The following is a 25,756-nucleotide window of genomic DNA, read 5'->3' as shown; positions in this document are numbered from 1 at the left end:
CTTCGGTCGTCCGGTCGGTGAGCGCCCACCGCCGAGGACTGCCGCCCACTCGGGCCATCCCATGCGGGCGAGTGGTTCACCGGATGAGGGGGCGGTGTGGCGTCGACCCGACGGCGGGGCCACGAAAGACGCTATGGCGCAGGCAAACAGCGGCGACACAGAATTGCGGCAGATTGCGCGGTAATCCTCTGCAATCGTCGAGGTGACCAGGGAGAATTGCGGATGCACACACGTAGAGTTGCGCGAACAAGGAGTAGGCGATGACCAACGAACTGCGATTGCTCGGGTCGGGATCGAAAGATGGAGGTTGCCCGGCGTTGTATGCGCTCGGCCCGGACGCTTTGATCGTCCAAGGACTTCACACCCGCGACGGGCACGCCGTCCTCGTACCTCATGCCCTTCTCGACTGGGCTGAGCCCGGAGCCGCATTGCGTGTCGAAACCACCAAGACCCCCGGTCTGCTGCTCGTCGCCGGAACCCCTGTGCCTGACAGTATTCGGGCGAAGCTCACCCTGGATCCCGACGAGACCGCTGTGGAGGTTCCACGATGCGCGCAGTGAGCGGCGAACTCGCGGGCGAAGGCATCTACGCCGAGTACTTCCGGGCAGCGAAGGTGTCTGCCGTGCATGTCGAAGTGCAGGATTCCTACCAGGTGCCGGACGAGTACGAACCGCTGGTGCGGTGGCGCGAATCCCGCGACATCGTCGAGACCGACGGCGGTCGCCAGTGGTGCGCCCTGGTCGCCGAAACAGTGGCGCGCGGTGTGACCGTGGCACGGGTGCGAGTGGTGTCGGTGCCGCACACCGAGTACACGGCGTGGCTGCTCGATGCGTGCGCGCCGAATGCCGCAGCGGGCGAACAGATCCGGTATCTCCCCCGGTATCTCGTGACCGGCCACATCCCGCAGGATGACTACTGGCTGTTCGATGACGAACGAGTCGCGTTCAACACTGTCGACGAGACAGGCGACGCGGTCGGCCTCGCCGTCACCACGGATCCGGACATCGTCGCGGTAGCCGGTGCGGGGTGGCGTCGGCTGTGGGAGCAGGGCATCGACCGCGCCGACTACCGATTGGAATACGCGGCACAGTGAGTGGCAGCGTCGGGCAGGCAAGGGCGGCTCTGGGGGCTCGCTTGCGCGAGCTTCGCAGGGACGCCCGCCTGTCCGGCAAGCAGCTCGCCGAAGCGTGCGGGTGGCATCCCGCGAAGGTGTCCCGCATCGAACTGGGCAAGCAGCAACCCAGCGAAGACGACCTACTCGCCTGGTGCCGCGCCACCGATTCCCCTCTCGTCTACGACGACCTGGTGGCCACCCTCCGCAACCTGCAATCCATGTACCTCGAGTGGCGGCGCGTCGTCGCGTCCGGCCGCGCCCACCGACAGCGGCAATCCCTCGAGATCGAGGGCCGTGCCCAAAACGTCAGGTGGTTTGAATCGTGGGTAGTGCCCGGACTGCTCCAGACACCGGAGTATGCGGCGGCGATGCTCACGACCTGCCGCACGCTCGTCCCCGGTGGCCGCGACGACATCGCTGAAGCGGTCGCCGTACGGATGTCCCGACAGCGTGTGCTACGCACAGGTCGACGCCGATTCTCGTTCGTCATCGGCGAGGCTGCTCTGCATCAGACGGTTGGATCGTCGGAGATCATGGTCGAGCAGCGCCGCGCCCTGATCGAGCACGCAGCCAATCCGCGGGTCGACTTGGGGATCGTCCCGGCGACTGTCGATGCGTCGGTCGGCTCGCACGGGTTCGCGATCTTCGACGCCGAGCGTGTGATGGTCGAGACCATTTCAGCGGAGCTGACGATCACCCGCCCGTCGGAAATCGCGATCTACGTAGATGCTTTCGCGATCATGCACGGTTTGGCTCGTCATGGTGCGGGGGCTGTCGATTTGATTGCGCGGATCGGCGTCTGAGAGCTGTCCGCGTCGTGTTGTCGTGTTGTCGCGTCCTTTGGAGGAGGGACCGCCGGCGACGCAGCGGAGGCAGTCCGGGGCCATCGAGTTGGTGTAGCAGTGCGGTTCGGCCACCGACGCGCAGCAGCGAAGCGGCCGCCGACCCACGAACTTCAGCGCCTTGCCCTCACATCCGATCGATGTCGGTGGCGCGCAGGCGAATTCCGCGCAGTCGGCCGAGTGGTACGAAGCCGATCTGCCAGGGTCCGGTCAGGAAGTTGAGCAGATTCGGAATCCGCCGCCGCTCGTCCGGACAACCCACCCGATGATGGGCACGTGATATGTGTCGACGAATTCGGGTTCCTGAACCCTGCAGCTGCACCCCGGTCGCGGCTGGCAGCGTTGTCGTAAGCCGAAGCGGCAGCCGCGACCAACCGTCGCACCCGGGGCGTACGCCACCTGTTCGGCGCCCTGCATCAGGCGACCGGCCACATCTGATCAGAACACCGAACCCAAACGCGACTTCGCCGTAGACTCCAAAATCCGACTGCCGAATTACCTACCGTGCGTTGGTTGACGCGGCACTAGGTCAACGATTCTGCATAAGCCCGAGCGTCAATGGCTTCCAGGGTGGCGATCTCGGCGTCGTCAATTGCCATCAAGGCGTAGTCGATCGAAGCCGAGGCATAGCCCTCTGCGTCATCGGCTCGGCGATTTGCGACCTTCAGGTCGTGAGCGTCTTTCTTGGTCGCAATAGTGTTCTTGATTTTCTCGACCCGCTTGTTGTGCTCCGCCTGGAGTGTTTCCCAGTCGGAAGCCGCGGCGGCCTTCCTTGCTGTGACATTCGCCTTGAATTTATCCTGCCTGATTTTCGCCTCCGCTTTGGCGGAGCTGATAGCGGCATCCACTTTCTTCCCAGTTTCTTTCTGGGCCGCCGCTATCTCCTTCTCCGCGTGCTCCGCGTGGTCTCTAAGTTCATGGACCTTTTCCGAAATCTTCGTCATGATTCTCTCCTTTCATTTCCTGATATATCCACAGAATACAATTATAATTATAGCTCGTGGTGTACTGGAGCGACAAGGTGAGGCGAATGTGTATCTCGATTCCCGAATACCGCCGGGCAACAGAAAAGAAAATTGCAATTGGTGACGGTCTGGCCGGCGTATCGTCGTTTCTGGCGTATTTCATTGCGGCACACTGTGTTCATGCCGCAGCCGCCCTATGGGCGACTTGCCGAGTCGGTGGTTGCCCGCCGCGGCGATAGCCACGTTGACGGCTGGATCGTTGTGCGGGACACGCGTATCGCGGAGCCGGAACGCCGGCTAGTCGTCGGCCCGAATACCGGGCGGCGCTATTTCCCCGGACCCGCGAACGAGAAGACGAGTCGGGATCACCTCGTGCCGGGGTGCGGAGATGTCGCCGTCGAGGCGGGTGAACAGGATTTCGGCGGCGGTGCGGCCGATGCTCGATGGGTTCTGGGTGACCGCGGTCAGGGCAGGGGAGAGGAGTTCGGCCAGGGGGAGGTCGTCGAAGCCGACGAGCGCGATTTCGGTTTGCAGGCCGCGCTTTTGGATGGCGCGCAGCGCGCCGACGGTGACCAGGTTCTGCGCGCTGAACAATGCGGTAGGGCGGTCGGGGCGAGACAGCAGGGCGTCCGCGGCTGCCTCGGCTACTTCCGGTGAGTGCAGGTCGGCGCAGATCAGGGTGGGGTCGAGCGGGATTCCCGTGCAGGCCAGACCCTCGACGTAGCCGGCGTAGCGTTCGGCGGCGGTCCAGATCGTCTGCAGGTCACCGAGATACGCGATCCGCCGGTGCCCATGGGCGGCCAGATGCTCGATCGCGCGACGTGCGCCGTCGTGGTTGTCGACGGTGACACTGTCGATTTCAGCGGTGGCCGGCGCGCGGTCGACGAAAACGATGGGCGTGCCGCGCCTTTGCTCGTGGAGCAGCGCGCCGTGGTCGGCGCCTACCGGCATCACGATCAGCCCGTCCACGCGCCGGGACAGCAGGGCGTCGAGGACTTCCCGCTGCCGGTCGGGATCCTCGTCGCTGCTGACCGCGAACACCAAAGTGCCACGGCCGTGCGCGAAATCCTCGACCGCGCGATGTAGTGCCGACGCGTAGGGGTTGGCGACATCCATCAGCACGAGGCCGATCGCAGCTGTCTTCTGGCCGTGGCCGCGTAGCGTGCTGGCGGCGAGATTGTGCCGATAGTCGAGCATTGCGGCGGCATCGGTTACCCGTGCGGCCAGTTCCGGCGAAACGCCACCCTCGCCGCGCACCACCCGCGACACTGTCTTGATACTGACCCCCGCCAGCGCGGCGACCTCGCGCATGGTGGCGCTCCGGCGCGGCAAGCGGTCTGACAACGCTGACATTGCCACCTTCTCCTATGGGTCGCGGAACGCTGCTGTTCTCGGCCAACATCTTAAAAGATCCCCCTAGACGTGAGCTTGATCACGTTCTATCGTCATGACAACGTTGTCATACCAGTATCGCAGGAGCACATCGATGTCCTCTCGTGCCGTCCGCCTCGCCGCCGTCTGTCTGGCCGTCAGCGCCCTCGCCCTCTCTGCTACCGCGTGTGGCAAGGGCTCCAGTTCCGGGCAGATCACGGTCGGCCTGATCACCAAGACCGACACCAACCCCTTCTTCGTCAAGATGAAGGAGGGCGCCCAGAAGGAGGCCGATGCCGCGGGCGTCAAACTGCTGACCGCCGCAGGCAAATTCGACGGGGACAACGCCAGCCAGGTGACGGCTATCGAGAACATGGTCAACGCCGGCGCCAAGGGCATTCTCATCACCGCCAGCGACACCAAGGCGATCGTGCCCGCCGTCGAGAAGGCGCGCGCCAAGGGGGTGCAGGTGATCGCGCTGGACACCCCGACCGACCCGCAGAGCGCCGTCGACGCCCTGTTCGCAACCAACAACTTCACCGCGGGGCAGCTGATCGGCAAGTACGCAAAGGCTGCCGAAGGCGACAAGCCGGTGAAGATCGCAATGATCGACCTCAACCCCGGCGTCACCGTCGGTGTGTTGCGGCACAACGGTTTCCTGTCCGGCTACGGCACCGCACAGGCCACCCAGGACATGACCCAGGACGTCACCGCGCCGAATGTGGTGTGCGCGCAACCTGCCCAGGGTGACCAGGCCAAGGCGCAGACCGCCATGGAAACCTGCCTGCAGAAGGATCCCGACATCAACCTCGTCTACACCATCAACGAGCCGTCCGCGCTGGGTGCGTACACCGCGCTGAAGACCGCGGGCAAGGAGAACGCCGCCCTGATCGTGTCGGTGGACGGCGGCTGCAGCGGTGTGCAGGCGGTCAAGGACGGCAAGATCGCGGCGACCTCGCAGCAGTACCCGCTGAAGATGGCCAGCGAGGGCGTGAAGGCGGTCGTCGATTACGCCAAGAACGGCAAGAAGGTCAGCGGCTACACCGATACCGGCGTCACGCTGATCACCGCGAAACCGCAAGCGGGCGTGGACTCCAAGGACGTGCAGTACGGCCTGGACAACTGCTGGGGGTGAGCGCCGCGGCCCCGCCGTCGTAACCGCAAGGAGCAGCAAGGATTCACATGAGCACCGCCACCAGCTCGCAGGCGCCGCCGCAGCCGAAACCGTCGGCTCTCACTCGCTTGCTCGCCATCCCCAACTTCGGGCCGATCGCGGCGATCATCATCGCCGTCGTCTTCTTCGCCGCCCAGTCCGATCGATTCCTCACCGGCGGCAACTTCTCGCTGATCGTGCAGCAGGTGATGGTGGTCGGCACGCTGGCGATCGGCCAGACACTGATCATCCTCACCGCGGGCATCGACCTGTCCAACGGCGCGGTGATGGCGCTGGGCAATATCGCCATCACCAAATTGGCCGTCGACGCCGGGCTGCCGCCACTGGTGGCGATCGTGCTCGGCTCGCGCTCACGGCCGGGTTCGGTTTGCTCAACGGCTCTTTGGTGAGTCTGGTGAAGCTGCCGCCGTTCATCGTGACCCTCGGCACCTACGGCATCGCGTTCGCCCTCACGCACATCTACTCCGAAGAGCAGACGATTTCCGGTCTCCCCGGGACGCTCACCTACTTCGACAAGACGTTCCCGCTGGGCGACACCGATATCACCTACGGTTCCGTGGCGATGCTGGTGCTGTTCGCGCTCGCCTGGTATGTGCTGCGCCAGACCGCGGCCGGGCGGCACGTCTACGCCGTCGGCAACAATCCGGAGGCGGCACGGCTGAGCGGAATCGACACGCGGCGAGTGCTGCTGGGCGTATATACCGCGGCGGGGCTGATCTACGGCCTCGCGGCGCTGCTGCTGGTGGCGCGCACCGGTGTCGGCGACCCGAACGCGGGGCAGACCGACAACCTCGACTCGATCACCGCGGTCGTGCTGGGCGGCACCAGCTTGTTCGGCGGGCGCGGTAGCGTCATCGGCACACTGCTGGGCGCGCTGATCGTCGGCATCATCCGAAACGGGCTGCAGCTCATGGGAGTTCCGTCGATCTATCAGACCCTGATCACCGGCATCCTGGTGATCGCGGCGGTGGCCGTGGACCAGTTCAACCGCGGGAGGCAGAAGTGAGCGAACAGCAGGCTCCGGTGTTGCAGGCGAAGGGATTGGTGAAGCGCTACGGCCACGTCACCGCTCTCGACGGGGCGGATTTCGAGCTGTATCCGAACGAGATTCTCGCGGTGATAGGCGACAACGGCGCCGGGAAATCCACCCTGATCAAGGCGCTGTCGGGTGCGCTGATCCCGGACGAGGGCGAGATCTACCTCGACGGCAAGCGGGTGCGTTTCCGGCGGCCCGTCGACGCTCGCCGTGCCGGCATCGAAACCGTCTACCAGGATCTGGCGGTCGCGCCCGCGCTCGACATCGCCGACAATCTGTTCCTGGGCCGGGAAGTGCGCCGCCGCGGCATTCTCGGATCGGTGTTCCGGATGATCGACAAGGACCGCATGGTGCGAGAATCCCAGCAGCACATGGCGAATCTGAAGATCGGCATCCGGTCCATGAAGCAGGCCGTGGAAACGCTGTCCGGGGGACAGCGGCAAGGCGTGGCGGTCGCGCGCAGTGCGGCGTTCGCCCGGCATGTCGTGATCATGGACGAGCCGACCGCGGCGCTTGGGGTCAAGGAGACCGGTATGGTGCTGGACCTGATTCACGAGGTCCGAGACCGCGGCCTGGCCGTGATCGTGATCAGCCACAATATGCCCAATGTGTTCGAGATCGCCGACCGCGTGCACATTCAGCGACTCGGCCGCCGGGTGGCGGTGATCGAACCACACGAATTCTCCATGTCCGACGCGGTCGCGATCATGACCGGGGCGATGGCCGGCACCGAGGTGGACACGCACCGTGTCCGCAGCTGAGCGGATCGTCGCGGTCGCCGGTGAGGCGCTCGTCGACCTGATGCCGACCGGGGTGCCGGGGCAGTTCCAGGCGGTGCCGGGCGGCAGTCCGGCCAATGTCGCGGTGGGTCTGGCGCGGTTGCGCACGCCGGTGCGCATGCTGGCTCGCCTCGGCACGGATCCGCTCGGGGGGCGGATTCGAAAATACCTGCGGGACAACGATATCAGCCTGGACCATGTCGTGGCCGCGGCCGAACCGACCTCCCTGGCGGTGGTCGACGTGGATGCGATGGGTATAGCGCACTACGACTTCCGCATCGACGCCACCGCGGACTGGCAGTGGACCGACGCCGAATTGGCGCACGCCGTCGACGATGCGGTGGTAGCGCTGCACACCGGTTCGCTGGCAATGATGCTCCCGCCCGGTGCGGCGGCGCTGCTGCGCCTGGTGGAACGGGCCCGGCGGACGGCGACGATCTCCTACGATCCGAACTTCCGGCCGCGCTTGATGGCTCGCACCATCGCCCGCGAGCGTATCGAGGTGCTGCTGCAGCTCGCCGACGTGATCAAGGTCAGCGCCGAGGATCTCGCGTGGCTGTATCCGCACACTGCGCCGGAGGACATCCTGGTGGACTGGGCTGCGCACGGACCCGCCCTGGTGGTCGTGACCCTCGGCCCCGACGGCTGCCTCGCCGCGACCGGCGCTGACCCGACGCCGATGTACCGGTCGGGCAAACAAGTTCCGGTAGTCGACACCGTGGGCGCCGGTGACGCCTTCTCGGCCGGGTTGCTTGCGGGCCTGTACCGGCGCGATCTGCTCGGTGCCGATCGGCGGAATGCCTTGCGCGACATCGCGAAATCGGAGCTCGCCGATGTCCTCGATCACGCCACCACCGTCGCGGCGATGACCTGCGCACGTCGCGGGGCCGACCCGCCCACCGCGTCGGAGGTCTGCCGGAAGCCGGCCTGAGCGGATACTTTCGCCCCTTGTGCGCATTTTTCGCCGCGTCGGATCCGGAAAGTACCTGCGGAGGCCGGGCGACAGCCGGTCCTGCCTTCTCGTATGGACTGTGCGTGGCTGCGGCTCAATTGGTGGAGCCGTTCGGCGTATCCATGCCCGGCACTCCGCCCTGCTGTCCGCCCATACTCACGGATCCGCCGAACTAGCCGGACAACCGGCGGCGCAGCAGTGACAGGCCGGGGCCGTCGAGCTCGTGCAGCAGTGCGGTGCGGCCACCGACGCTCATGAGCAGAGCGGCCGCCGACCCACGAAGCTCAACGCCCCGCCCCCACGCCCGGTCGATATCGGTGGCGCACAGGCGAATACCGCGCAGTCGGCCCAACGGCACGAAGCCGATCCGCCAGGGTCCGGTCAGGAAGTCGAGCGCCAGACCAGCCCGCCGCGGGTCCGGAGCGAAGGGCAGGCCGAGCGGGATCCTGATGTCGCCGCTGTGCACCACGATGTCGGCCAGCGGGTCGAGTGGCCCGAACAGTGGCGGACTGATCGGGCGATCGGCACAGCGACGCAGTGTGTCGGCGATCTCCGCGGCCGGTTCCCGCGCGCGACGCCGTGCCAGCTCATCGATCCCAGCGGCCAGACTCCGGTGGCGCACTGTCCGCCATTGGAACGTCCAGAAACTGTCTGCGAGCACACTGACCAGGTGTGCGGCCACCGTCTTGATATCCCAGCCCGCGCAGAGGCTCGGCGTCGCCAACTGTGCTTCATCCAATTCGTCGAGCAGATCCGCGATTCGCCGCCGCTCGTCCGCGACCGCGGCGAAGACGAACTGCTCCGTTGCGTCGGCTTCGCTCATCGTCTACCTCGATTCGGGGCTGGCCGCGCGTACGGTGACCACCGCCGACGGGGCCCGTGCTGAGCATGTGCTCAGCGAGCAATGCTGAGCATATGGTTAGCATGTTGGGTTCGGCGTAGTCAACACTTGCGGGCGAGGTCGACGTCGAGTCGATGACGAGGGTTATGGAGGTTGTTGTGATGGCATCGCCGAGGAGGATCGGTACGCCCGATGCGAAGAATCGCGCCGTACTGCTGGATGCGGCCGAGCAGCTGATGCTCGAAGAAGGCTATGCCGCAGTGAGTTCGCGCAGTGTCGCGCGCAAGGCCGGACTGAAATATCAGCTCGTCTACTACTACTTCCGCACGATGGACGACCTGTTTCTCGCGGTTTTCCAGCGGCGCGCCGAAGAGGGGTTGAAGCGCCAGGCGGCCGCCCTGCAGTCGCCGGATCCGTTGCGTGCGCTGTGGCAGTTCAACCTGGAGGCGGCGGCCAGTGGTGCGCTGACGACGGAGTTCGTCGCGCTGGCCAACCATCGAAAAGTGGTGCGCGCCGCGCTTGCCGACTATTCGAGGCGCTTCCGGGAGGCCGAGGTCGCGGCGATGGAGAAGCTGCTCGAGCGCTACGGCGTCGACTCCGCCGAGTGGCCCGCCGCAGTGGTGGCGTTCGTGATGGCGAGTGTGTCTCGAACCATGGTCCTGGAGAACGGGTTCGGGATGACGAGCGCGCATGCGGCGATGACGGAGTTCGTCGAACGGCAGCTGGACCGGTTCGGTCCGCTGCCTGTGCCCGAGTAACCCCGCCCGCTGATCGCCGACGGCAGCCCGCGCACTGGATGCATGCCTTGACCGGGCTCGGCCGCGCGTGCTAAGCATGTGCTCAGCAATTGATGCTGAGCACTTGGTTAGCATGGCCTCGACCGGCGGGGATGTCCTCCCGTGATGGCCGGTGGGCCGTGCGGTGCTTTTCTCGCTAGGAGCCTGCCGTGAGCATGTCCGACGAAATCGATTTCTTCACCGACATGTCGACCGTTGTCGATCCGCACCCGTACTTCGACGCGTTGCGTGCGCAATGTCCGGTTTTTCGCGAGCCACACCACGGCGTCGTCGCGGTGACCGGCTACGACGAGGCGGTGGAGGTGTACCGCAACCATCAGGTGTTCTCGAGTTGCGTGGCGCCGACGGGTCCCTTCCCGCCGCTGCCATTCGAGCCGGCCGGTGACGATATCGGGCCGCTGATCGAACAGCATCGGGAGAAATTCCCCCTGCACGAGCACATGGTGACCTTCGACCAGCCCGAGCACACCGCGCAACGCGACCTGTTGAAAACCCTGTTCACGCCGCGGCGGCTGAAGGAGAACGAGGAATTCGTGTGGCGGCAGGCCGATCAGCTGCTCGATGAGTTCGACACCCGCTCCGAGCTCGAATTCCTGCGCGAATACGCACAGCCGCTCGCGATGCTGGTGATCGCGAATCTGCTCGGTGTACCTGAACGCGACTATCCGGACTTTCGGCAGGCACTCGCGTCGCAGACACCGCCGGGAGCCGTGCAGAGCGAAGCGATGGTAGGCAATCCGCTCGAATTTCTCGCCGACCGGTTCACGTCCTACATCGAGGAGCGCCGCCGCAATCCGAGTGGCGACGTGCTGACCGCTTTGTCCTCTGCGAAATTCCCGGACGGTGCACTGCCCGCCGTCGACGAACTCGTCCATTTGGCCGCCTTCCTGTTCGCCGCCGGTCAGGAAACCACCGCCAAGCTGATGACATCCGGTCTGCGCATACTCGCCGAACGGCCGGACCTGCAGCAGATACTGCGGGAGGACAGTTCGGCCATTCCGGGTTTCGTCGAGGAGTGCCTGCGCATGGAGGCTCCGGTCAAATGCGATTTCCGATTGGCCCGCACGACAACGAAACTCGGCGGCGTCGACCTTCCGGCCGGGACCATGGTCATGGTGGCTCCTGGTGCTGCCAATCGGGAACCGAGCCGGTTCGAGGATCCGCACGAGTTCCGTTACGACCGTGCGAACGCGCGTGAGCACATCGCATTCGCACGCGGCATCCACACCTGCCCCGGCGGCCCGCTCGCCCGGATGGAGACGCGCATCAGCTTCGAGCGGATCCTGCAGCGCTGGCGCGATATCAGGATTTCCGAATCCGAGCACGGCCCGGCCGACGCCCGGCGCTACACATATGAGCCGACGTACATCTTGCGCGGGCTCAGCGCATTGCATGTGGAATTCGCCCCGGTCGGTTGATCGCATTTCGCATCGGTGAGGAGCAGTGATGACACAGGACACAGCGAAACGAGTTGCCGTTGTGACCGGAGCCGGGTCCGGGATCGGGGCGGCAGTAGCTCGGCAATTAGCCCGAGGCCCGCACCGCATGGCTTTGTTCGACCGCGATGTCGAGGCGCTCGGCGAGGTCGCCGCGGAATTGCGGTTTGTCGGCATCGAGGTATTGACCTACGCGGTGGACGTGGCCGATGAAATTTCGGTCGCCGAGGCGATCGGGAGCGTTCGCAGCGAATTCGGTCCGGTGCAGATAATCGTCACCAGCGCGGGTGTTCAGGAGCACACCCCGGTCACCGACATCACGAGAACACAGTGGGAAAGAATTATCGCGATAAACCTCACCGGCACCTTCGCATGCATTCAAGCCGTCGTCCCGGATATGATCGAGGCGGGGTGGGGCCGGATTGTCACGATATCGTCGTCCAGTGCACAATCCGGTGCCGCAAATATGGCTCACTATATTGCGTCCAAGGGCGGCGTGATCGCCCTGACGAAGGCGTTGTCCGCCGAGTTGGCGCCGAAAGGCATCACGGTGAACTCGATTCCGCCGTCCATCATCGATACACCCATGGCACACCAGGCGACGAAGGCGGGCTGGTTCCCCGGTCTGGATGCGATTGCCGCGGTGACGCCGGTGCGTCGCGCCGGAACCGCCGAGGATGTGGCCGCCGCATGTGAATTCCTGTGCTCCGATCAGGCCGGTTTCATCACCGGGCAACTCATCGGCGTCAATGGCGGCTTGTACGTCTGAGCACAAACGCTTGGAGATATGTATGAAAATATCTGTCGATCCGCAGAAATGCGAAGGGCACGCGCTGTGCGCGGCCATCGCGCCGACCGTTTTCGAAGTCGGTGACGACGACCTGTCCGAAGTCATCGATCCGGCACCCGACGACAAGGCCTGGCCGGACATCCGAGCGGCGGTGGCTTCCTGTCCGACACTTGCCATTACGGCATCCGATGACATGGCCGATCAGGAGTAGGAGCCCGAATCATCGTCCGGTAGGCTCGGGCAAGTGAGAGTCGGGCACGGGGTGAAAACGAGCGTCGGTGCGTTGTCGACCGATGGCCGCCGAAAGGATGAAATTCTCGAGACGGCCTCTCGCCTGTTCGCCTCCTCCGGCTTGCGCACCTCGCTGCAGGAAATAGCGGATGCATGCGGTATCAAACCGCAGAGTCTCTATCACCATTTCGGTTCGAAAGAAGCCATCGTCGTCGAGTTGGTTCAGCGCTATCACGCCGAAATCGATCTCGTGGCGGAGACGGCGCTAGCGGACCTGAAAGGTTCCCGATTCACCCCGGATAATATCGTCGAATTGGGTAAGGCGATCGCACAATGCGCCGCCCGAAACAGTGCCGCCCTGCAGTTCACCTTCTATGAGCCGTCGGCGGGCGCCGGGCTCGAGCTGGTGCGGTTGACCAGCCGTGGTGCGACGGCGATCGAATTCGCCGTGCTGGAGACGCTGCGCGCCGGGCGGTCGATCGGATTCATTCGTCCGGGTATCGATCTGGTGACGCTAGCCGATCGAATGTGCCAGACGTTTCTGCACGTGGGCCTGTATTTGTTCCACCGCTACACGGCGGTCGATCGGGTGGCCGACCTGTTCTGCGAGATCCTGCTGTACGGTGTGGCCACGGCGTCGCCGGAGAACGGCGAATTGGATAAGTCGGATGCTTTGGTCGCGGTCGATCGAGTCATCCGACTGTGGAACGAGACGGACGAGGCCGACGCGGAAAGCAAGGTTGCCTTGATCCGTCAGGTCGCGCGGACGGAATTCGGCCGCCGCGGCTATGAGGTCACCACGATCCGAGATATCGCCGCGGCCGCGGGCATGAGCATCGGGTCCGTCTATCGGGCGGTCGGCTCCAAAGAGGAACTGCTCGCCTCGATCATGAGCTCGTTTTCGAGGAAGACCGTCGCGGGCTGGGAGGCCGCGCTCAGCTCCGATTCGACCGCTGTCCAGAAGCTCGACGCGCTGGCCTGGCTGCACATCAATGTCGTGGACCGGTTCAATGACGAGTTCAAGATCCAATTGACCTGGCTACGTCAGTCGCCGCCCGAGGTGAGCAATCCCGGAATGTCGTTTCCGGCGGTGCTTCGGCAGTTGCGGACCCTGCTCGGCACCGGTGCCGAGCAGGGGGAGATCCGCCTCGCCAACCCGGCGGCCGAACTGACCGCGCGATGCGTCCTGGAATTGACCTGGATGCCCGAGGGAATCGTCCGCCGGATAGGTAAGCGCGCCGCGCTCATTCACGCACGCGATACCGTGCTGCGCGGTGTAGCCGTCCGTTGACGGCCCCGGGCGACGTGTGATCCGATCTCCCGCAGGTACCGGTCTGGTCCACCGAGGAACGCGCTCCAGCTCAGTAGCCGCTCCAGGTAGAGATGGGCGTCGTGTTCCCAGGTGAAGCCGATGCCGCCGAAGATCTGGATCGCGGCTTCGCCGACGGTCGCGAGTCGGCCGGCGAAGGCCTTGGTGCGGATTGCCGCCAGGTGCCGGTGCTCGTCCGAGGCGAAATCGGCGGCCCACAGTGCGCGCAGCACGCCGCCGCGAGCCAATTCCACGGTTTCGAACATGTCGACGCACAGGTGCTGAACCGCCTGGAATGCGCCGATCGGGCGGCCGAATTGCTGACGGGTCCTGGCATGGTCGACGCTCAGTTCCAGAATGCGTTGTGCCGCACCGAGAGCGTCGGCGGCCGATGCGATGAGAACGTCGTCGATCACTGCCGCGAGGCCCGCCGTCGGCGCGGTGCCGAGGTGTCGAGCGGGCGTGTTCACCAGAGTCACCCGAAATTGCTTGCGGGTCCGGTCCACGGTGGGTTGGGGCGTGATTTCCAAGCCGGCCGAAGGTATTTCGACGACGAACAACGATATGCGCGTTGCCGTCGGGACGGGTACCAGCAGCACGTTCGCGGCCGCCGCATCGGGTACCGCGGTGAATGTGCCGGTCACCAACGAGTCGGTGCCGAGCGCAGTCGCGACGACGTCTTGTGCGTGCGGCAAGCAGACCGTGGCGGTCACCGATCCGTCGGCGATGCCTGTCAGCACATCGGCCGCGTGCTCGGTCGCGTTGAGCCGGGCCAGGGTTCGGGTCGCGGCGACCGCGGTGGATTGCCACGGCCCCGGATCCAGTGCGCGACCCATTTCTTCGAGCACGATTCCGGCTTCCACCATGGTGGCGCCTGCGCCGCCGTAATCCTGCGGGACGAGCAGGCCGGTGACGTCGAGGTCGGCCAGGCCCTGCCACAGCGGCTGCGTGGTGCCGGTGGGATGGTCGAGCATCGTGCGCACATGTTCGGTGATCGACGCCTTTTCGGAAAGGAAGCGACGAACCAGGTCGCGCAAGGCCACTTGCTCTTCGGTGAATTCCAGGTTCATCGGTGCGGCAGTCCAAGGGCGCGAGTTGCGGTGATGTTCTTGTTGATCTGTGTGGTGCCACCCGCGATGGTCAGGGCGCGTGCGGCCAACCGCATTTTCGCCCACTTGCCGCCGGCGGCATGCGGACCGAGCACATCGAAACCGAGCGTGGCCAGATCTTGGCCCAGCTCGCCCCATACGGTCTTGGCGAGGCTGGCCGAACCGATCGCGTCGCTGCCTGCCATCGCCGCCGAAACCGCTCGGCGGCAAAGGTCTTCGAGAAATGCGATCCGCACCGCCACCTCCCCGAGCCGATGCAGGGTGGTCGGATCGTCCAGCGGGGCGTCGCCATCGCCGCCGGTCTCGTCGAGGTCGGTGACGAGATCGTCGAGCCGGACCTGCAGTTCCGAATACAGCCGGGCGGCATTGGCCCGCTCGTGGCCGAGCGTGGTGGTGGCCACCTGCCAGCCCTGGTGCACCGGACCGAGTAGGGCGGTGCGCGGCACCCGTACCTCATCGAGGAATATCTCGGCGAATTCGGCCTCGCCGGTCAGCGTGGTCAGCGGCCGCACCTTGATTCCGGGCCGTCTCATATTCACGATGAGGCACGAAATGCCTTGGTGTTTGGGGGCTGCCGGATCGGTGCGGACGAACAGCTGGCACCAGTGTGCGCGCTGGGCCAGCGAGGTCCAGATCTTCTGACCGGTGACCACGTACTCTTCGCCCACGCGCAGCGCGCGGGTGCGCAGTGATGCGAGGTCCGAGCCGGAGTCGGGTTCGGACATGCCCTGGCACCAGATATCGTCCGCGCGGACCATGCGCGGGAGCAGCGTTCGTTTCTGCTCAGGTGTCCCGTAGTGCATGATCGCCGGGCCGATATTGTTCAGGCCGATGATATTGACGGGCAGCGGAGCACGAGCGTGCACCGTTTCTTCCACATAGACCAACTGCTCCAGCGGGCCCGCCCCACGACCGCCGTACTCTTCCGGCCAGGACACGGCGCCCCATCCGGCGTCGGCCATGGTGCGATTCCAGTCGCGCACGATCTCGAACGCGGCGGGGTCGTCGCCGATGTGCTTGCTCGCCGCCACGATGTCATCGGTCAAATGCTCGGCCAACCAGGTGCGCAGCTCGTCTCGGAATTCCTCGACGTGCGCGGGCAGGGAGAAGTCCACGCGGACCTACCCGAACAGCACTGGCAGTGCGGTGGGCGAGCGGAACACTTGACCGCGGATATGGGGGTCGTCGCCGTCCGGGTCGAGGCGCAGATCGGGCAGGCGATCGAGCAACCGATTGAGCGCAACACGCATTTCCGTGCGCGCCAAGTGAATTCCGAGGCACAGATGTGCGCCCTGACCGAACGACATATGCGGCCGCGAGGCGCGGACGATATCGAGGCGGTCCGGATCCGGCCAGCGGTTCTCGTCCCGATTCGCCGCGGCGAGCATGAGCATGACCGTCGACCCTGCCGGGATGGGAACACCCGACAGCACGGTGTCCTGAGTGGCCAATCGAGTGATATTCAGCAGTGGCGTCTCATACCGCAGCACCTCCTCGATCGCCCGTGGCACGAGCGCGCGATTGGTGCGGATCGCTTCGAGTTCGGCCGGGCGCGACAGCAGTGTCATCAGCATGTTCCCGGTGGAGCGGTAGGTCGTCTCGACACCGGCGGGCAACAGCAGTCGCAGGAACGAGAAGATCTCCTCGTCGGTCAGGCGCTCACCGTCCAGCTCGGCGCGGGCCAGATCGCTGATCAAATCCTCCCGCGGGGACCGGCGCCGTTCATCGAGAATTGTGGCGAGGTATTCCTTGACCTCCTGTGCGGCCGCGACGGCCCGCTCGCGCTGGGTGTGGAAGCTGAGAATGGCGATCGACCAGCGCTGGAACTGCTTGTAATCCTCACGCGGCAGCCCGAGCATGCCCGCGATCACCTTCGTCGGGAACGGGAAGGTGAATTCCTTGACCAGCTCGGCTCGACCGCGGTCGGCGAAGCCATCGATGAGTTCGTCGGCGACGGGGCCGACGAGTTCGGTTTCCCAGCGCGCCAACGCTTTCTGCCGGAACGCGGTCGATACCAGCCCGCGGTAGCGACGATGTTCGGGATCGTCCATTCCGAGCATGATGTGCTTGCCCATGATGTCGCCGAGCAGCATGTCGATGATGTGCCCGGAAGAGAACTTCGCCCCGTCGCGCAGCACCTCGAGTATGTCGTCGTAGCCGTAGACGAAGAACACCGCCTGATTGTCGGCGTGCGGCATGTTCGATGTGTCCAGTCGCTGCACCGGATTGGTTTGCCTGGCGCGGGCCAGCTCCGGGTACGGGTCACGGACATCGCCCGCGACGGCATCGTCGAACACTTCGAAGTCGCTGTCGTCGCCGGCGCGGCGATCCTGGTCGGCATTCGCATCGTCGGTCGTGGTCCGAACAGGGGTGTCCACGGCTTCTCCTCGCATCTGACCGAATATTCGTTCCGGGTCAGCGTAGGTGAGTCGAATGGTCGCGTCAACGGTCTCTGCGGACGATCGAGGCCGTCCGACCAGGTCAGGTGCAACGCTTGGGAATTGGCATCAAGCAGGCCTGATCGATCCGTTGACGGCGCCGGAACCGCTACGTTACATTCTGAACGAATTTTAGGTTCGGCCTGAGAATGGCCGTGCGGACGGAGAGTGACGTGGCCTACGAAAGCACTGCCGAGCCGATCAAACTCGGTTATCTGTTCGACTTCCGACTCCCGGAGGGCTATCCGCCCGAGATGCGCGCGGATCTGACCCGCCCATTCGATCTGGTCTTCGAACAGGGCCGCGGGCAGGGCATCATCGACCGCCCCGTCGAGATCGTGTTCCGCGAGGTGGAGGGGTTGCCGAAGGGCTCGGTGAAGGCGGTGATCGACGCCTACGGCGAACTCGTCGACGAGGGCTGCCTGGCGGTCTTCGGACCGCACATCACCGACAATGCGGTCCCCACCCGCGAGGAGATCGAACGGCGATTCCGCGTTCCGGCGATCAATGTGTCCGGGACCGACGACTGGCTCGGTGAGTGGACATTCGCCTTGCCGCAGGGCTCGATGACCGATGAACCGGTGTTCTGGGCACATCTGCTGGCCAAGGGCGGACACACCGACGTCGGCGCACTCGTCGAACAGTCACTGGTCGGCGAGAGCTACATCAAGAACTTTCGCCGCGTGTGCCGGGAGCAGGGCATCCGGATCGTGGCCGAGGCGCAGATCCCGCAGACGGCCCAGGACATCAGCCCCGCGGTGCGCACACTGCAGGAAGCCAAGGCGAGCGCAATTGTGCACTGCGGCTTCGGATTCGGCGTCACCATGGTCACGCCCGCGCTGCACGCGCTCGACTGGGACCCGCCCCGCTTCATGGGCACCGCATTCCAGAATGCCTGGATCAATCCGCTTCTGTGGCGGGCGTTCCTCGGCTGGACGGGTGTGGATCAGTACGACGAGGGAAACGCGGTCGGACAGCGGTTCCTGGACGAATACGAGACTGCCTACGGACGCCGTCCGCAGTATTGCGTGCCGGTGATGAACCGGGATATCGCGACCGTGCTGCTGCACGCGTTCGCCGACGCTCATCCGCTGTCGCCGCGCGGGGTGAAGGAGGCCATGGAGCGGGTGAAGATGCTCCCCGCCGCCGCGGGTGCACCCGGGACCCGGCTTTCCTTCGGGAAGTGGACTCGGCGGGGCTGGATGGGCGCCGGTTATCTCGTTGCCCGCAAATTGGATCCGGACGGACAGAATTCGCATCTCGTCGCGCGATTCGGTGAGGACTGAAACCATGACATCGTCGAAATCGGATACGAGCGAAATATCGACCGGCACAACGGATCCGGCCGCAGGAGGGCAGGCGGCACGAAGGTGGCCGCCGATCGCAGTGGTGGCGGTGATCGTTGTAGTGATCGGATTGATCGCCGCCAACGCCCGGCGCGGCGCCGACGATCCGCGCATCGCGAACCCCGAAGTGAGCGGTGCGCCCCGTCCGGTGCGGCCGCTGTTCGGCTGGGACCACTGGATCACGCTGCACGAGATCGGGACCGTCGTCATGATGGTCGCGCTGATCACGGTGGTGGTGGTCATGTGGCGGCGCCATCCGCGCCACCCGGTGCTGTTGATGGTGCTGGTGACAACGGCGATCGTGTGGCAGGACCCGATCATGAATTGGGCGCCGTACGCCGTCTACAACCCGCAACTGTGGCACTGGCCGCCGCATTGGCCGCTGGTATCGCTGTCGCCGACGGTCGAGCCGTTCATCGTGATCGGTTACGCGACTTTCTATCTCGGACCGTTCTTTCCGGCAATCTGGCTGCTGCGACGAATTCAGGCCCGCCGGGCGCCCGGCTCGTTCATCTGGCGGCATCCCCTGATCTGCTTGGCCGCTTTGATTCTCGCTATCGGGTTCGTCTTCGACGCACTGCTGGAATGCTTTCTGGTCCGGACTCAGCTGTACATCTATTCGCAGGTCATTCCGTTCGGTTCGGTATTCACCGGTGAGTCGTACCAGTTTCCGCTGATCTGGGAGTCGGCGCTCGTCACGGTCGTGATGATCCCGGCGGGCGTGCTGCTCTATCGGGACGACACCGGTCGTACCGTCGCCGAGAAATTGGCGCTGCGCGTGCGACTGTTCCGCGGCAGGCCCGCGCTGGGTGCGTTCATGGTGATGTTCGTGATCGTGAACGTCGCGTACTTCTGCTACGGGGCTGGTTTCACGCTCATTCGCGATACGCGAGTCGCCACATCGGTGGCCTGTCCATGGCCGTTTCCGGAGGCGAAAGTGTATGACCCGCAAGGCTTCTACGAGAAGGCCGGACAGCCCGGCCCATACTCCGCCGGGATCTGGGCCGGCTGGGAGAGCGCGCAATCCGGCCGCCCCGCCGTGACCCCGCCCGCGGATGGCGGCCGCTGCGGAGTGAACAATGGCTGAGGTCGGCGGCGAGCTCGGCCTGCCGAATTCGCGTCGGCGGCGGGACGAGCCGTGGGAATCGGATGATCGCGGTCGGCCCTGATCCCGGGCGGCACCCGGACCGATTCGGATTGCTGGCTTCAGGTATCGCCGGTCGGCCGCTAGAGGTGGCCTCGGCACAGGCCGGCGAACTCGCCTGGACCGACGGCAGCCGCGTCCACCTCGATCCGGCTGCCCCGATCCGGGAGCAGATCACGGCTGTCGCCGTGCTGGCATCGTTGCTCGCCGCCGGTAGCCTCGCGCCCGAAGTCGTTCGGCCACTGGCCCGTCGGCCCGCGCTGGCCCGGCGATACCTGGCGATCGAGGGCCATCGGGCCTTGGCTGTCAACAGGCTCGCGCTGCCATGGTCGGTGCAGTCGCTCGTCGACGCTGAACTGGCTGGGCGCGTCGGTTCGGCTGTGGCATCGTTGGCCGTCGCGCGTGGAGCCGATCCGCTGCCTGATCCGCCTCGGAGCTTCGGCGCTATCCATCCCGAACGCCTGACGGTGGCCTCGGAAAGCCCTCCGGTCGGCGCGGCGGCTCTCGGGCAACATTCGGTCGACGACGAAACCGCTCGCCGGAAGCCCGAATCCGAAACCGAAGACGATTCGGCGGCCCCATCGTTGAGCATCGACCTGGTCGGCGGTCGAGGGGCACTATCGAGGCTGTTCGAGCGCATGATCGGATTCGGCCGCACCTCGCAGGGCGGCGCCACCGGTGGGGACCGGCCGCGAGTCATGCGGGTCGCCGCGGCGCGTCTGCGCGGCACCGGACCGGTGATCGGTACCGCCGCGCTGCGTGCTGCGGTACCGGCGATCCGACGTCGCGGTATCGCGTACCCGGAATGGGATCTCGGCCGCAGACGCTACCGGCCCGACTGGTGCACCGTGACCGAGCTGGATCCGCGCGATCTCGGCACACCGGTCGTGGTCACCGGTCCCGGACTGTATCGACCGCTGGCCCGCTTGGGCCTGAGCCTGGAGCGCCGTCATCGACGGCCGCAAGGTGACGATCTGGATGTGGACGCGGCCGTCGAGGAGCGGGTCGATGCCCTGACCGGGGCGACGCCCGACGGTGCGGTCTATATCGAAAGTGTCCGGCGCAGACACGATCTCGCGGTTCTGGTCCTGCTCGATGTCTCCGGCTCGACGGCCATGCCGAGCACCGGCGGAGCGTCGGTGCACGAACTCCAGCGAGCCGCGGCCGCGTCGCTCACCACCGCGCTCGACGGTCTGGGCAATCGAGTCGCACTGTACGGCTTCTATTCCCACGGGCGATCCGCTGTCCGTTTGGTGCGGGTGAAGAGGTTCGACGATCGCCTCGACCTGCCCGCGCTGCGCCGTCTAGGCGCGCTCGTGCCGGGGGCGTATACGCGCCTGGGTGCGGTAATCCGGCACGGCACCGCACTATTGGAGGCCTCCGGTGGGACGACTCGCCGCATATTGGTCGTGCTCTCCGATGGATTCGCCTACGACCACGGTTACGAAGGCCCGTATGCGGAGGCCGACGCGCGGCGTGCCTTGGCCGAGGCCCGCGCGCACGGCACAGGTTGTCTGTGCCTGAGTATCGGTGCCGGTGCGGAACTCGCCGCACTTCGCCGGGTCTTCGGAACCGCCGCACATGCGACCGTGCCCGGGCCGGACGATCTGGTGCCGGTTATCGGTCCATTACTCCGCGACGCAATTCGTGCGGCAGACCTTCGGCAGCAGACAATCTCGAGGAGACCCCCATGACAGTTTCGCTACGTCCCTACTATGTGCCGGTCGGTACCGAGGAACAGGTCTTCAGGGCGGCATTCCGGCAGGGTTTGTCGGTCATGCTGAAGGGGCCGACCGGTTGTGGGAAAACGAGATTCGTCGAGGCGATGGCACACGTCGTCGGGCGGCCGCTGATCACCGTCGCCTGCCACGATGACCTGACCACCGCTGATCTGGTCGGCCGCTACCTGCTGCACGGTGGCGAAACACGTTGGGTGGACGGACCTTTGACGCGCGCGGTGCGCGAGGGCGCGATCTGCTACCTCGACGAGATCGTCGAAGCCCGACAGGACACAACGGTCGTGCTCCATCCACTGGCCGACCATCGCAGACAGCTACCCATCGATCGGCTGGGCGTTACGCTCGACGCCGCCGAGGGTTTCTGTCTCGTGGTGTCCTACAACCCCGGATACCAGAGTGTGTTGAAGGATCTGAAGGATTCGACGCGCCAGCGCATGGTCGCCATCGAGCTCGGCTTCCCGCCGATCGAGGTGGAGGAGAAGATCGTCGCCGCCGAAGCGGGTGTCGATCCGCAGACGGCCGCGCGACTGGTGCAGATAGGTCACGCCATCCGCCGCGCCGACGGTGTCGGGCTCCGTGAGGTCGCCTCGACCCGGGTGTTGGTCACGGCCGGCCGACTCATCGCCGAGGGACTGGACCCGCGCGGTGCGGCACTGGCGGCGATCGCCGGTCCGCTCAGCGATGACCCCGCCGTGACGGCCGGACTTGTCGAACTCGTCGATGCCTATCTCGGTAATTGATCACGGTCGCGGTTATGTCGGTTTCACTTGTGAACCGAATATTCGTTCCGTAAGCTGACTAGTCAGATGGGGGCATCGAAATCGAAACTGTGCGAAGGGAAATCGAGATGGGGCGTGTTGCAGGCAAGGTCGCATTCGTCACGGGTGCGGCCCGCGGCCAAGGGCGAAGTCACGCGGTGCGACTGGCGGAGGAGGGCGCCGATATCGTCGCGGTCGATCTGTGTCGCGATATCGAGACGATCCGATACGCCTTGGCGCGACCGGAAGATCTGGATGAAACCGCCCGGCTGGTGCAGAAGGCCGGCGGACGCGTTCTGACGATCCAGGCCGATGTGCGGGACCCGGAACAGATGCGTCGAGCAGTCCAGCGTGGTGTCGCCGAATTCGGCAAGCTCGACATCGTGGTCGCCCAGGCGGGTATCGCCGGGATGAGGGGCGAACCGCAGGATCAGGCGTGGTGCGACGTGATCGCCACCAATTTGATGGGCACCATCAACGCCGTTCAGGCGGCACTGCCGCATCTGGGGGAGGGCGCGTCGGTGATCGCGACCGGCTCCACCGCGGGCTTGATGGACACGAAGAAACTGGACGTCCCCGGCAGCGATCCGGGCGGTATCGCGTACCCGCTGTCCAAACGCCTGCTGTCCCAATACATGCACGAGTTCGCGGCACAGTTCGGCCCACGCAAGATTCGTGCCAATGTCATTCACCCAACCAACTGCAATACGCCGATGCTGCACAGCGAGCCCATGTATCGCGCGTTCCGTCCGGATCTGGAGAATCCCACGCGCGAGGATGCCGAGGTGGCCTTCCCGGTGCAGCAGGTGATGCCGGTGCCTTATGTGGAGCCCGAGGACATCAGTGAGATGGTGGTATTCCTCGCATCGGACGAATCACGCTACGTGACGGGTATGCAGATGCGGGTGGATGCCGGTGGCTACCTCAGGTGGTACGACTACCACATCTGACGCGCGGCCCGGGTATCACCGGCTGACCGCGGGGGTCGCCACGCCGACCTCGACGCGGACCCGATCGTGATAGAAACCGATGTGGCCGCTCAATATCGCGACCTCGGCATAGGGCTCGGCGTACTCCCAGGCGATCGGATCCGGACCATCGGCCGGACGCCAGTACCGCGCCGTGCCCTTGAACGGACAGCGCGAGGTCTGCTCGTGGGGGACGAGCAGGTCGAAGCGTACATCGGATGCGGGCAGGTAGCACACGATGCCGTGATCCTGTTCCGCGACAAGCAGACTCGCGGTCGACTCGCCGAGAATCCGATCGCCGTAAGTGACCCGGACCAGATTGCGGATGCGCCGGATATCGACGCGGTAGTCCGGCCGGTCGAGATAGCCCGATGGCTCCAAGAGGTCTCCTGTGGGTCAGAGCAGTGTGACGGAGGACGTGGCGCGTGGTTCGAGGCCACGCACCATCGCGTGCACGCTGTAGGAGGCGACCACGGCCCCCTCTTCGGTATACACCTGGCCCTCGCTCTGGGCGTGGCCGCGCCCGGCGTAGGTGACGCGGGTGGCGTACAGCAGCCACTGCGTCACGTCGACCTCGTCGTGGAAAGTAATAGTGGCCATCGTGATTCCGGTCGAGATCGACCGATGCGCCATCGCCTCACCGAAACCCGCGTGCGGGCGCAGCGCGGCGGCCACCGTCCAGTGGGTGCTGGACTGGGTCAGTAGCGCGGCGTGGAGGTAGTCGTGCTCCGGTGTGTCGCGAAATCGCGTCCAGACGAACAACTCCGGCGGGCCGACCCGATTCGGATCCGGATCGTAGGCGTCGTCGACCGCCCGCATATCGCGGCCGTCCACCTCGGTGCCCGGAATCGCGAGTGGGCGCAGCCGATCCGGCGGATCGACTCGCGGCATCGGGGCCGCCGAGCGAATCAGGTCGGGCGCACCGGAATCGAGCAGCACGATCCCAGCGCAGCGCGGCGAATCGTGCTGGCGGATGGTGACCTGCGCGGTGGTGAAGGTGCGCCCGGATCGCAGCGCAGCGACCTCGATATCGAGCGGGGCCGTATGTGCGGCCGCGCGCGAGAAGATCATCGATGCCGAGGTAACGCGTTGGTGCGGTATATGTTTGGCCGCCGCCACCACCGCGTCGCCGAGTATTTGTCCGGCTTCGACCACATCGCGGGCCGTCGCACCGTGGGCCGGGGCCAGATATCGGCCGGCGCCGCACGGCTCGACATCCATCAGGCGCTGTAGTTCCGCCTGGGTCCATGCAGGTGCGGCGATGCCCGCCTGCTTATCGCTGCTCAGCATGTGGCTTCCATTCAGTCGCCGCTTGCAAGATCTGGGATAAGTCGGTTTCGGGCGACTCCGACTGAACGCAACGCATAGCCATCAGCGTGTAGGCTCCGACGATTAATACCAGGTCCAAGCTTCATTTCGTCGAATTCGCCGTGGCGCGGTCGCGTAAATCGCTCCAGACGGAGTTGACGGCGAGAGCTACCGGCAGTTCTCCTTCCTGATTCTGAGAATATCATTCTCGTCGAGGGTTGACACGCTCAGTCGAATGCGTGCCGCGGAAGTGTTGTCGGCATATCGAGGGAGCTGAGCAACCCGGCTCGCGCGTCCACCACGTAGGAGATGGCGTTCACGACGCGCATCGCGGTCGCCGTCATCGCGGCGTGCCCGGCTCCGTGCCCGGCGGCGGCACCCAGGTTCATCGCGCAGTGGATATCCGGATCGCCCTCGATGTCGACCCGGTAGGTGGCATCGAATTCCGATGTCGCCCAGTCCGGTGCCGCATCGCGAGACATCCGGATGATGTGCTCGATCACGATCGCTTCGCGGCCGTTCACGACGCCCGCGGCTCGGGTGCGCACGGCGCCGCAGGTTCCGGCTTCGATCGTGCCGAAAGCGACCTCGATATCCCGCTCTGTGGTTTGTCGATCGAGTGCTCCGTGCACCTGCTCCACCTCGACGCCGAGCCCTTCGGCGATCAGGTAGATCGGTGCCCGCCAAGCCATTTCGATGAATCCCGGGGTCGCGAGCATCGGTTCGAAATCCAGCGGCCTGCCGAAACCCATCCCGTCCATCATCACGTCGGCCACCGGGTAGTGGTCGTTCAACGCGACTTCGGTCGCCTTGACGCATCGGATCGTCTTGGACTGCGTGGCCAGTAGCAATGCCAGGTGATCCGACCCGAATCCCGGAAAGATGCCGGACGCATAGAACGACGCATTGCCGGACTTCGCGGCGGCCTCGAGTTGGTCGCGCCATTCGGGCGAGTAGTACGCCGGGGGATACACCAAGCTGGTGGAAGTCGTTGATACAACATTGATCCCCGCCGCGAGTAACCGGACGTAGTCGGGAACCGCACCGGCGTCGCGTTCGGGTCCGCTTGCGGCGTACACGACGCAGTCGGGTCGCAGCGCGATCAGGGCGTCGGCATCGTTGGTCGCCGTGATGCCGAGTGGTTCGCCGCCGATCAATTCGCCGACATCGCTGCCCACCTTGTCCGTGGAATGGACCCACACGCCGACGAGTTCGAGATCCGGCCGTCGACGGATGGCGTCGATCGCGATCGAGCCGACGCCGCCGGTCGACCAGACAACTGTTCGCAGGGGAGTTGTCACGGAGACTC

General features: G+C 65.4%; 28 protein-coding genes. 18 read left to right on the top strand and 10 right to left on the bottom strand.

What is annotated here, in order from left to right:
- The first annotated feature begins 260 nt into the window (after window positions 1–260).
- From ON44_RS46120 to ON44_RS46110, 3 genes are read left to right on the top strand one after another with little or no spacing between them, the layout of a single operon-like run.
- Window positions 261–560, top strand: coding sequence for a hypothetical protein (locus tag ON44_RS46120; RefSeq protein ID WP_157187652.1), 300 nt, complete (start codon window positions 261–263; stop codon window positions 558–560).
- Window positions 548–1,093, top strand: a complete 546-nt coding sequence (locus ON44_RS46115) for a DUF6879 family protein (RefSeq protein ID WP_051183437.1) — start codon at window positions 548–550, stop codon at window positions 1,091–1,093. Before ON44_RS46120 ends, ON44_RS46115 begins: the two co-directional genes overlap by 13 nt.
- Entirely contained in the window at window positions 1,039–1,917 is an 879-nt protein-coding gene (locus ON44_RS46110; protein WP_373283311.1) for a helix-turn-helix domain-containing protein, read from the top strand. The genes ON44_RS46115 and ON44_RS46110 overlap by 55 nt, the downstream gene beginning before the upstream one ends.
- Before the next feature lie 166 nt (window positions 1,918–2,083).
- On the opposite strand, the gene ON44_RS53650 is transcribed toward ON44_RS46110, so the two are convergent.
- From ON44_RS53650 to ON44_RS46100, 3 genes are all read right to left on the bottom strand, one after another.
- The gene (locus ON44_RS53650) at window positions 2,084–2,218 is read right to left on the bottom strand and encodes a hypothetical protein (protein WP_281006304.1); all 135 of its coding nucleotides are present in this window, start codon (window positions 2,216–2,218) and stop codon (window positions 2,084–2,086) included.
- 262 nt (window positions 2,219–2,480) lie between these two features.
- Complete coding sequence (locus ON44_RS46105; protein ID WP_040701831.1) at window positions 2,481–2,900, bottom strand: hypothetical protein; 420 nt, start codon at window positions 2,898–2,900, stop codon at window positions 2,481–2,483.
- A 318-nt stretch (window positions 2,901–3,218) separates the two neighbouring features.
- Complete coding sequence (locus ON44_RS46100; protein WP_040701828.1) at window positions 3,219–4,274, bottom strand: LacI family DNA-binding transcriptional regulator; 1,056 nt, start codon at window positions 4,272–4,274, stop codon at window positions 3,219–3,221.
- Between the two features lie 133 nt (window positions 4,275–4,407).
- Here ON44_RS46100 and ON44_RS46095 point away from each other — a divergent pair, with 133 nt between their 5' ends.
- Genes ON44_RS46095 through ON44_RS46080 form a run of 5 tightly spaced genes read left to right on the top strand, consistent with a single transcriptional unit; the run spans window position 4,408 to window position 8,212 of the window.
- A complete protein-coding gene (locus ON44_RS46095) occupies window positions 4,408–5,427 on the top strand; it encodes a sugar ABC transporter substrate-binding protein (RefSeq protein WP_218007795.1) in 1,020 nt (339 codons plus the stop codon).
- Between the two features lie 47 nt (window positions 5,428–5,474).
- Window positions 5,475–5,855: an ABC transporter permease gene (locus tag ON44_RS53335; RefSeq protein WP_245567587.1), complete on the top strand. Its 381-nt coding sequence runs from the start codon at window positions 5,475–5,477 to the stop codon at window positions 5,853–5,855.
- Window positions 5,852–6,472: an ABC transporter permease gene (locus ON44_RS53330; protein ID WP_245567586.1), complete on the top strand. Its 621-nt coding sequence runs from the start codon at window positions 5,852–5,854 to the stop codon at window positions 6,470–6,472. The genes ON44_RS53335 and ON44_RS53330 overlap by 4 nt, the downstream gene beginning before the upstream one ends.
- The gene (locus ON44_RS46085; protein ID WP_040701824.1) at window positions 6,469–7,263 is read left to right on the top strand and encodes an ATP-binding cassette domain-containing protein; all 795 of its coding nucleotides are present in this window, start codon (window positions 6,469–6,471) and stop codon (window positions 7,261–7,263) included. Before ON44_RS53330 ends, ON44_RS46085 begins: the two co-directional genes overlap by 4 nt.
- Complete coding sequence (locus ON44_RS46080) at window positions 7,250–8,212, top strand: carbohydrate kinase family protein (RefSeq protein ID WP_218007794.1); 963 nt, start codon at window positions 7,250–7,252, stop codon at window positions 8,210–8,212. Before ON44_RS46085 ends, ON44_RS46080 begins: the two co-directional genes overlap by 14 nt.
- 193 nt (window positions 8,213–8,405) lie before the next feature.
- On the opposite strand, the gene ON44_RS46075 is transcribed toward ON44_RS46080, so the two are convergent.
- On the bottom strand, window positions 8,406–9,056 hold the full coding sequence (locus ON44_RS46075) for a maleylpyruvate isomerase family mycothiol-dependent enzyme (protein WP_040701822.1): 651 nt from the start codon (window positions 9,054–9,056) through the stop codon (window positions 8,406–8,408).
- A gap of 179 nt (window positions 9,057–9,235) precedes the next feature.
- Between ON44_RS46075 and ON44_RS46070 the strand changes: the two genes are divergently transcribed.
- The 5 genes from ON44_RS46070 to ON44_RS46050 all read left to right on the top strand — a co-directional run bounded on the left by ON44_RS46070 (window position 9,236) and on the right by ON44_RS46050 (window position 13,619).
- Window positions 9,236–9,832 carry a TetR/AcrR family transcriptional regulator gene (locus ON44_RS46070; protein ID WP_040701917.1) on the top strand — a complete coding sequence of 199 codons (597 nt, stop codon included), beginning with the start codon at window positions 9,236–9,238 and terminating at the stop codon, window positions 9,830–9,832.
- 188 nt (window positions 9,833–10,020) lie between these two features.
- Window positions 10,021–11,289: a cytochrome P450 gene (locus tag ON44_RS46065; RefSeq protein ID WP_040701821.1), complete on the top strand. Its 1,269-nt coding sequence runs from the start codon at window positions 10,021–10,023 to the stop codon at window positions 11,287–11,289.
- Window positions 11,290–11,317: 28 nt separating this feature from the next.
- Window positions 11,318–12,076 (top strand): SDR family NAD(P)-dependent oxidoreductase, encoded by a 759-nt coding sequence (locus ON44_RS46060; RefSeq protein ID WP_040701819.1) that lies wholly within the window; start codon window positions 11,318–11,320, stop codon window positions 12,074–12,076.
- A gap of 22 nt (window positions 12,077–12,098) precedes the next feature.
- Window positions 12,099–12,308: a ferredoxin gene (locus ON44_RS46055; RefSeq protein WP_040701817.1), complete on the top strand. Its 210-nt coding sequence runs from the start codon at window positions 12,099–12,101 to the stop codon at window positions 12,306–12,308.
- A gap of 33 nt (window positions 12,309–12,341) precedes the next feature.
- Entirely contained in the window at window positions 12,342–13,619 is a 1,278-nt protein-coding gene (locus tag ON44_RS46050; RefSeq protein ID WP_245567585.1) for a TetR/AcrR family transcriptional regulator, read from the top strand.
- Here the strand turns inward: ON44_RS46050 and ON44_RS46045 are convergent.
- Genes ON44_RS46045 through ON44_RS46035 form a run of 3 tightly spaced genes read right to left on the bottom strand, consistent with a single transcriptional unit; the run spans window position 13,577 to window position 17,043 of the window.
- The gene (locus tag ON44_RS46045) at window positions 13,577–14,707 is read right to left on the bottom strand and encodes an acyl-CoA dehydrogenase family protein (protein ID WP_051183435.1); all 1,131 of its coding nucleotides are present in this window, start codon (window positions 14,705–14,707) and stop codon (window positions 13,577–13,579) included. The genes ON44_RS46050 and ON44_RS46045 overlap by 43 nt on opposite strands.
- Window positions 14,704–15,861: an acyl-CoA dehydrogenase family protein gene (locus ON44_RS46040; RefSeq protein ID WP_040701816.1), complete on the bottom strand. Its 1,158-nt coding sequence runs from the start codon at window positions 15,859–15,861 to the stop codon at window positions 14,704–14,706. Before ON44_RS46040 ends, ON44_RS46045 begins: the two co-directional genes overlap by 4 nt.
- 6 nt (window positions 15,862–15,867) lie before the next feature.
- The gene (locus ON44_RS46035; protein ID WP_040701913.1) at window positions 15,868–17,043 is read right to left on the bottom strand and encodes a cytochrome P450; all 1,176 of its coding nucleotides are present in this window, start codon (window positions 17,041–17,043) and stop codon (window positions 15,868–15,870) included.
- A gap of 314 nt (window positions 17,044–17,357) precedes the next feature.
- Between ON44_RS46035 and ON44_RS46030 the strand changes: the two genes are divergently transcribed.
- The 5 genes from ON44_RS46030 (at window position 17,358) to ON44_RS46010 (ending at window position 23,121) form a co-directional block, all read left to right on the top strand.
- Window positions 17,358–18,470 carry an ABC transporter substrate-binding protein gene (locus ON44_RS46030; RefSeq protein WP_040701911.1) on the top strand — a complete coding sequence of 371 codons (1,113 nt, stop codon included), beginning with the start codon at window positions 17,358–17,360 and terminating at the stop codon, window positions 18,468–18,470.
- 4 nt (window positions 18,471–18,474) lie between these two features.
- A complete protein-coding gene (locus tag ON44_RS46025; RefSeq protein ID WP_040701815.1) occupies window positions 18,475–19,617 on the top strand; it encodes a spirocyclase AveC family protein in 1,143 nt (380 codons plus the stop codon).
- Between the two features lie 62 nt (window positions 19,618–19,679).
- Window positions 19,680–21,368 carry a nitric oxide reductase activation protein NorD gene (locus ON44_RS46020; protein WP_040701814.1) on the top strand — a complete coding sequence of 563 codons (1,689 nt, stop codon included), beginning with the start codon at window positions 19,680–19,682 and terminating at the stop codon, window positions 21,366–21,368.
- A complete protein-coding gene (locus tag ON44_RS46015; RefSeq protein ID WP_040701813.1) occupies window positions 21,365–22,153 on the top strand; it encodes a CbbQ/NirQ/NorQ/GpvN family protein in 789 nt (262 codons plus the stop codon). The genes ON44_RS46020 and ON44_RS46015 overlap by 4 nt, the downstream gene beginning before the upstream one ends.
- A gap of 107 nt (window positions 22,154–22,260) precedes the next feature.
- A complete protein-coding gene (locus ON44_RS46010) occupies window positions 22,261–23,121 on the top strand; it encodes a mycofactocin-coupled SDR family oxidoreductase (protein WP_040701811.1) in 861 nt (286 codons plus the stop codon).
- 15 nt (window positions 23,122–23,136) lie between these two features.
- Here the strand turns inward: ON44_RS46010 and ON44_RS46005 are convergent, their stop codons facing one another.
- The 3 genes from ON44_RS46005 to ON44_RS45995 all read right to left on the bottom strand — a co-directional run bounded on the left by ON44_RS46005 (window position 23,137) and on the right by ON44_RS45995 (window position 25,748).
- Window positions 23,137–23,520 carry a DUF427 domain-containing protein gene (locus tag ON44_RS46005; protein ID WP_040701809.1) on the bottom strand — a complete coding sequence of 128 codons (384 nt, stop codon included), beginning with the start codon at window positions 23,518–23,520 and terminating at the stop codon, window positions 23,137–23,139.
- 15 nt (window positions 23,521–23,535) lie between these two features.
- Window positions 23,536–24,429: an acyl-CoA thioesterase gene (locus ON44_RS46000; protein ID WP_051183434.1), complete on the bottom strand. Its 894-nt coding sequence runs from the start codon at window positions 24,427–24,429 to the stop codon at window positions 23,536–23,538.
- A gap of 245 nt (window positions 24,430–24,674) precedes the next feature.
- On the bottom strand, window positions 24,675–25,748 hold the full coding sequence (locus ON44_RS45995) for an NAD(P)H-dependent amine dehydrogenase family protein (protein ID WP_040701808.1): 1,074 nt from the start codon (window positions 25,746–25,748) through the stop codon (window positions 24,675–24,677).
- Window positions 25,749–25,756 lie beyond the last annotated feature (8 nt).

It is taken from the genome of Nocardia vinacea NBRC 16497 (genome assembly GCF_000308835.1).
GTDB lineage: Bacteria > Actinomycetota > Actinomycetes > Mycobacteriales > Mycobacteriaceae > Nocardia > Nocardia vinacea.
Note: the sequence above shows the minus strand (reverse complement) of the source record. Positions and strands in the feature narration are given on the sequence as shown.

Excerpts from the sequence above, each read along its gene's own strand:
- ON44_RS46120 (WP_157187652.1), top strand. The coding sequence starts at position 261 with ATGACCAACGAACTGCGATTGCTCGGGTCGGGATCGAAAGATGGAGGT.
- ON44_RS46115 (WP_051183437.1), top strand. The coding sequence starts at position 548 with ATGCGCGCAGTGAGCGGCGAACTCGCGGGCGAAGGCATCTACGCCGAG.
- ON44_RS46105 (WP_040701831.1), bottom strand. The coding sequence starts at position 2,900 with ATGACGAAGATTTCGGAAAAGGTCCATGAACTTAGAGACCACGCGGAG.
- ON44_RS46100 (WP_040701828.1), bottom strand. The coding sequence starts at position 4,274 with ATGTCAGCGTTGTCAGACCGCTTGCCGCGCCGGAGCGCCACCATGCGC.
- ON44_RS46095 (WP_218007795.1), top strand. The coding sequence starts at position 4,408 with ATGTCCTCTCGTGCCGTCCGCCTCGCCGCCGTCTGTCTGGCCGTCAGC.
- ON44_RS53335 (WP_245567587.1), top strand. The coding sequence starts at position 5,475 with ATGAGCACCGCCACCAGCTCGCAGGCGCCGCCGCAGCCGAAACCGTCG.
- ON44_RS46075 (WP_040701822.1), bottom strand. The coding sequence starts at position 9,056 with ATGAGCGAAGCCGACGCAACGGAGCAGTTCGTCTTCGCCGCGGTCGCG.
- ON44_RS46070 (WP_040701917.1), top strand. The coding sequence starts at position 9,236 with ATGGCATCGCCGAGGAGGATCGGTACGCCCGATGCGAAGAATCGCGCC.
- ON44_RS46060 (WP_040701819.1), top strand. The coding sequence starts at position 11,318 with ATGACACAGGACACAGCGAAACGAGTTGCCGTTGTGACCGGAGCCGGG.
- ON44_RS46055 (WP_040701817.1), top strand. The coding sequence starts at position 12,099 with ATGAAAATATCTGTCGATCCGCAGAAATGCGAAGGGCACGCGCTGTGC.
- ON44_RS46045 (WP_051183435.1), bottom strand. The coding sequence starts at position 14,707 with ATGAACCTGGAATTCACCGAAGAGCAAGTGGCCTTGCGCGACCTGGTT.
- ON44_RS46025 (WP_040701815.1), top strand. The coding sequence starts at position 18,475 with ATGACATCGTCGAAATCGGATACGAGCGAAATATCGACCGGCACAACG.
- ON44_RS46020 (WP_040701814.1), top strand. The coding sequence starts at position 19,680 with ATGATCGCGGTCGGCCCTGATCCCGGGCGGCACCCGGACCGATTCGGA.
- ON44_RS46015 (WP_040701813.1), top strand. The coding sequence starts at position 21,365 with ATGACAGTTTCGCTACGTCCCTACTATGTGCCGGTCGGTACCGAGGAA.
- ON44_RS46010 (WP_040701811.1), top strand. The coding sequence starts at position 22,261 with ATGGGGCGTGTTGCAGGCAAGGTCGCATTCGTCACGGGTGCGGCCCGC.
- ON44_RS46000 (WP_051183434.1), bottom strand. The coding sequence starts at position 24,429 with ATGCTGAGCAGCGATAAGCAGGCGGGCATCGCCGCACCTGCATGGACC.